The organism is Martelella sp. UBA3392 (assembly GCF_002358775.1).
Classification (GTDB): domain Bacteria; phylum Pseudomonadota; class Alphaproteobacteria; order Rhizobiales; family Rhizobiaceae; genus Martelella; species Martelella mediterranea.
Genome location: NZ_DEPM01000095.1, coordinates 1 through 5,028, shown reverse-complemented (window position 1 = coordinate 5,028; position 5,028 = coordinate 1). Strand labels below are relative to the sequence as shown.

At 62.8% G+C, this 5,028-nt stretch carries 6 protein-coding genes; all 6 read left to right on the top strand.

What is annotated here, in order from left to right; genetic code table 11:
• Positions 1-127 precede the first annotated feature (127 nt).
• Positions 128-1,558 carry a 3-isopropylmalate dehydratase large subunit gene (leuC, locus tag B4E36_RS07255; protein WP_292056328.1) on the top strand — a complete coding sequence of 477 codons (1,431 nt, stop codon included), beginning with the start codon at positions 128-130 and terminating at the stop codon, positions 1,556-1,558.
• A 3-nt stretch (positions 1,559-1,561) separates the two neighbouring features.
• The gene (gene leuD / locus B4E36_RS07250; protein WP_292056330.1) at positions 1,562-2,245 is read left to right on the top strand and encodes a 3-isopropylmalate dehydratase small subunit; all 684 of its coding nucleotides are present in this window, start codon (positions 1,562-1,564) and stop codon (positions 2,243-2,245) included.
• 12 nt (positions 2,246-2,257) lie between these two features.
• Positions 2,258-2,584, top strand: coding sequence for a hypothetical protein (locus B4E36_RS07245; protein ID WP_292056332.1), 327 nt, complete (start codon positions 2,258-2,260; stop codon positions 2,582-2,584).
• Between the two features lie 122 nt (positions 2,585-2,706).
• On the top strand, positions 2,707-3,789 hold the full coding sequence (locus B4E36_RS07240; protein ID WP_292056333.1) for an ABC transporter ATP-binding protein: 1,083 nt from the start codon (positions 2,707-2,709) through the stop codon (positions 3,787-3,789).
• Positions 3,790-3,814: 25 nt separating this feature from the next.
• A complete protein-coding gene (locus B4E36_RS07235; protein ID WP_292056335.1) occupies positions 3,815-4,789 on the top strand; it encodes an ABC transporter substrate-binding protein in 975 nt (324 codons plus the stop codon).
• A 5-nt stretch (positions 4,790-4,794) separates the two neighbouring features.
• The coding region (locus B4E36_RS07230) for a hypothetical protein (protein WP_345900176.1) at positions 4,795-5,028 on the top strand (234 nt) is incomplete at its 3' end.

Here is a 5,028-nt window from a genome sequence, read left to right as displayed (position 1 = left end):
CCCGCCGAAAACAGGCGGGCCCGCCCCCACTCGCACCGGCGGCAATATTTGATGCAAACACGGCATTGGCATCAACCGCCACACAAACCCATTCTAACGGAAATCAGTTTCTCAAGGAGCAGAGCCGGTGGTCGCCCGCACGCTTTACGACAAGATCATCGACAGCCATCGCATCCAAATGCCGGATTCCGTCGATGGCGCGCAGGAAGAAATACTCCTGTATATCGATCGCACAGTGCTCAACGAATACACCTCCCCGCAGGCCTTCAGCGGCTTGCGCGAGGCCGGACGGCGTGTACGGCGTCCCCAGTCGGCACTGGGTGTCGTCGATCACGTAAATTCGACGGACCCGGCCCGCAAAAAGGCTGCGGCCGACGAGGAGTCCCGCCGCCAGATCGAGTACTTCATCTCCAATGGCAAGGAATTCGGCATCGAGATTTTCGACATCCTCGACCCACGCCAAGGGATCGAACATGTGGTTCTTCCCGAGCTCGGCTGGGTGCTGCCCGGCATGGTGATCGCCGCCGGCGACAGCCACACCACCACATATGGGGCCTTCGGATCGGTCGGCTTCGGCATCGGCACGTCCGACATCGAACACCTGCTCGCGACCCAGACCCTCAAATACAGACGGTTGAAGAACATGCGGGTCCGTTTCGAGGGGTCGCTCGCACCCGGCCTGACCTCGAAGGACATGATCATGGCGCTGATCCGACAGATCGGAGCGGATGGCGCCATCGGATATGCACTCGAAATGACCGGCCCGGCGATATCCGGCCTTGAGGTCGAGGCTCGCATGACGATGTGCAACATGGCGGTCGAGTGCGGTGCGCGGGTCGCGCTCATGGAACCAGACGGCAAGGTGTTCGAGCATATTGCCGGCCGGCAGCGCGCGCCCTGCGGTGAAGCACTGGAGGCGGCGCGCTCCGCATGGGCGGAGCTCGCGTCTGATGCCGACGCCTGCTTCGATGCCGAGATCGTCGTGGAAACCTCCCGGATAGAGCCGATGGTCAGTTGGGGCATCAGTCCCGACCAGGCATCCGTCATCAGCGACACTGTGCCGGACCCCGCCGTTCTGCCCGAACATGAACGCGGCGGTGCCCGGGCCGCGATCGAGTACATGGGCCTGACGCCGGGAATGCCCTTGTCGGAGATCCGCATCGATCGCGCCTTCATCGGTTCATGCACCAATGCCAGGCTGAGCGATCTGCGCGAGGCGGCCGGCATCCTGCGCGGGCGGCGGGTGGCACCTCACGTGCGCGCGATGGTCTCGCCCGGGAGCAGCACGGTCCGCCGCGAAGCCGAGGCCGAGGGTCTCGACCGCGTCTTCCTCGACGCCGGCTTCGAGTGGCGGGAGTCTGGCTGCTCGATGTGCCTCGCGATGAATGACGACGTCCTTGCCCCGGGCGAACGCTGCGCTTCGAGCACCAACCGCAACTTCCGTGGCCGCCAGGGGGCCGGAGGGCGCACCCATCTGATGAGCCCGGCGATGGTCGCCGCCGCCGCGGTTGCCGGTCACCTCGCCAATGTACGCGATTTCCTGCCGAGAGAAGCCTGAGAGATGCAGCCATTCACTGTCGAAACAGGCGTGATCGCCTCAATTCCCACGCCGAATATCGACACCGACGTCATCATGCCGAAACAGTTTCTCAAGGGGATTGACCGCAAGGGGCTTGCACGCGGCATCTTCTACGACCTCAGGTCTTCGCCCGAGACCTATCCGGACTTCGCTCTCAACCGGCCCGCAACTGCATCGCCGAAATTCCTGGTGACCGGACCGAATTTCGGCTGCGGATCGTCCCGCGAGCATGCGGTGTGGGGCCTCATGCAGTTCGGAATCCGGGCGATCATCGGAACGACCTTCGGCGGGATATTCGCGGACAACGCCGACAATAACGGCCTACTGCTCATCGTCTGCACCCCTGATGACGTCGATCGCCTTCATGAGGTCGCCTCGCAATCCGCATGCGAGATAACGATCGATCTTGAATGCCAGACGATCGCGCTGGCGGATCGCGTGATACCGTTCGAGATCGGCGCCGAGCGAAAGGCCGCCATGCTCGCCGGGGAAGATGCCATCGGCCGCACCGAAGCCATTCTGAACGATCTCGACGCCTTCGAGACGCGCTATTTCGCGGAACGCCCCTGGCTCGTCGAGCACAACCCGAGCGCTGAAAACCCTTCCGTTCGAAAACCCATATCCATCAGCGCCGCGTCGAAGGTCCACTCTCGACCGCAAGACTAGCGGTCACACCTGATGCGCAGGGCGCAGGGCATTTTCCGGCAGCTGGAAGATACCCAGCACGAAATACGGCACCTGCAGGAATATGAGGAGACAGAGCTTTCCGTGGGTTCTGGCCCGGTCTGGCTTACAGGCCTGCTGCCGCGCGCGATCAACAGGCGGATGAATTCTAGTTTCTTTCCTTTGGCGCATCGGGTTATCAAAAAAACCGGCGCCCCCTTTTCGCCCGACGCTATAGCCGGGACCGCCCGAGAAGGCATGGCCGCGATCGGGCCTGCTTACTTCCACGTGCGGGCGCCGCGCTTTCAAAAGCCAATTTTCACAAAACCGAAAACACACTGAAACAGAACTGTCACACGATCGGTGCATTGATGGCGGCGAAGATTGCAAAGCATTGCAAAACGCCATTCCACCGGTCTCAGAAGGGGTCTTCCGACTGCGACCGACAGCGCGGGACAGACCCTATGAGCGCGATCGAAATCGAGACCGTCGACAAGTCTTTCGGCAAGACGAGCGTTCTGCGTGGGATTTCGCTCTCGATCCGTTCAGGAGAGTTCGTCGCGGTGCTCGGCCCCTCCGGCTGCGGCAAGACCACGCTGCTACGCGCCCTTGCGGGTTTCGAGCAGATTGACAGCGGCGCAATCCGGGTCGGAGACACGCTTCTTTCCGGCAAAGGCCGGCATGTCGCTCCGGAAGAACGCGGCATCGGCGTGGTGTTTCAAAGCTATGCGCTGTGGCCGCACATGACGGTCTCCGGCAATGTCGCCTATGGCCTCAAGGTCAAGGGGCTCGGGCGCAGCGAACGCGAGGCGCGCACGGCTCGCGTTCTCGAGACAGTCGGGCTGACCGCGTTTGCGGATCGACGGCCAGCCGAACTGTCGGGCGGCCAGCGACAGCGCACGGCGCTCGCCCGCTGCCTGGCGATGGATGCCGGCCTCGTCCTTCTCGATGAGCCGCTGGCCAATCTGGATGTTCATCTGCGCGGCGAGATGGAGGAAGAATTTGGCCGCTTCCACAAGGCCTCGGGCGCGACGATGTTCTACATCACGCATGACCAGTCGGAGGCGCTTGCGCTGGCCGACCGCGTGGCCGTGATGGACAAGGGCAGGATCAGCCAGTTCGCAAGCCCTTCCGAACTCTACAGCCAGCCGGCAAATGACATGGTCGCGACCTTTATCGGAGAGGGCCAGATCGCACCGATCGAGGATTTCCGGCCCGATCGCAGCGGTTATGGTTTCGCCCGTTTCTTCGGCGAGCAGGTACGGGTGCGAAACCACCCTTCGGCCCTGCCCCGCGACGAAGCGCGGATTGCCTTTCACCCGGGCGACCTGAAGCTGACCGACACAGGCGGCCTTGCCGCCACCATCCGCGGCATCACCTATCGCGGCGACATTCTGCGGGCCGAGCTTTCGCTCGGCGCGGATGAGCGAACCTTTTTCATGAACGTCCCTGCCCCGGCACGCATCGAAGCCGGGCAGCGCGTGGCCGTCACGCTTGCCGACGGCTGGGTCCTGCCGGACCCGAAAGCAGAAGAAGCCTCCCACTGAGCACCAACAATCGAGGATATCCCCGATGAAACTCTCCATGCTTGCCCTTGCGACCATCAGCACGCTTGCCTTCACGGCGGCCCATGCCGAGGAAACCATCACGCTCTACACCAGCCAGCCGCCGGAACAGGCCCAGCAGACCGTCGACGCCTTCGAGGCCGCCAATCCGGATATCAAGGTCAACTGGACCCGCAACGGCACCTCGGCCCTGATGAACGTGATGCGCGCCGAAATCGAAGCCGGCAACATCCAGCCCGACGTCCTTCTGGTCGCCGATCCGATCAACCTCGGCACGCTGAAGGCCGAAGGCCATCTGATGGCCTATCCGGACGCTCCGGTGGACGGCTATGACAAGGCCGCCTACGATAAGGACATGACGTTCTTCGGCACCAAGGCGATCACCACGGGCATTGCCTACAACACCGAGATCGCCGAGCCGGTCGAAAGCTGGAACGATCTTCTGGTCGAGGACAATCGCGGGATGATCGCCGTTCCGAGCCCGCTTTATTCGGGCGCCGCCCTCAACCACCTGCACGCCCTGATCAATACGCCGGAAATCGGCTGGGACTTCTATGAAGGCCTGAACGATCTCGACGTCGTGCCCGAGGGCGGCAACGGTCCGGCGACCAAGGCTGTCGCTTCCGGCATGGCCAAATACGCCATCATCGTCGACGCCAACACGCTGCGTGCCAAGGCCGACGGCTCGCCGGTCGACTATATCGCCCCCAAGGAAGGCGTTTCCTTCATCGGCGAGCCGGTCGCCATCATGAGCACGACCGATCACGAGGAAGCCGCGAAGAAGTTCGTCGATTTCCTTCTCTCGAAGGAAGGTCAGGAACTGGTCTCCGCCCAGGGCAATATCCCGCTTCTGCCGGGCGTCGCAGCACCCGAGGGTTATCCCGATCTCTCCTCGATGAAGCTGATCGGCTACGACGTCGACGAAGCCGTGAAGAACAATGACCAGGTGCGCGAGCAGTTCGCCGAGATCTTCGGTCTGTAATCGCAATGTCCCTGTCGACCACAGCCGCCGGAGGGCGTCCTTCATGGACGCTCTCCACCCTTTCCGGGCTCCTGAAGAACGAGCGTGCGCTGATGCTCATGCTGGCGCTGTTTGTCGGCGTCCTGTCGATCCTGCCGCTTGGCAGGCTTGTCTACGCGGCCTTTGTGACCGGCGCCGGGTTCGAGCTCAGCCGCATCGCCGACGTTCTCGGCGGTCGCCGCGTGTTCGAAGCGACGGTC

Coding starts and splice junctions, on each gene's coding strand:
- leuD (WP_292056330.1), top strand. CDS start 1,562: ATGCAGCCATTCACTGTCGAAACAGGCGTGATCGCCTCAATTCCCACG.
- B4E36_RS07245 (WP_292056332.1), top strand. CDS start 2,258: ATGCGCAGGGCGCAGGGCATTTTCCGGCAGCTGGAAGATACCCAGCAC.
- B4E36_RS07240 (WP_292056333.1), top strand. CDS start 2,707: ATGAGCGCGATCGAAATCGAGACCGTCGACAAGTCTTTCGGCAAGACG.
- B4E36_RS07235 (WP_292056335.1), top strand. CDS start 3,815: ATGAAACTCTCCATGCTTGCCCTTGCGACCATCAGCACGCTTGCCTTC.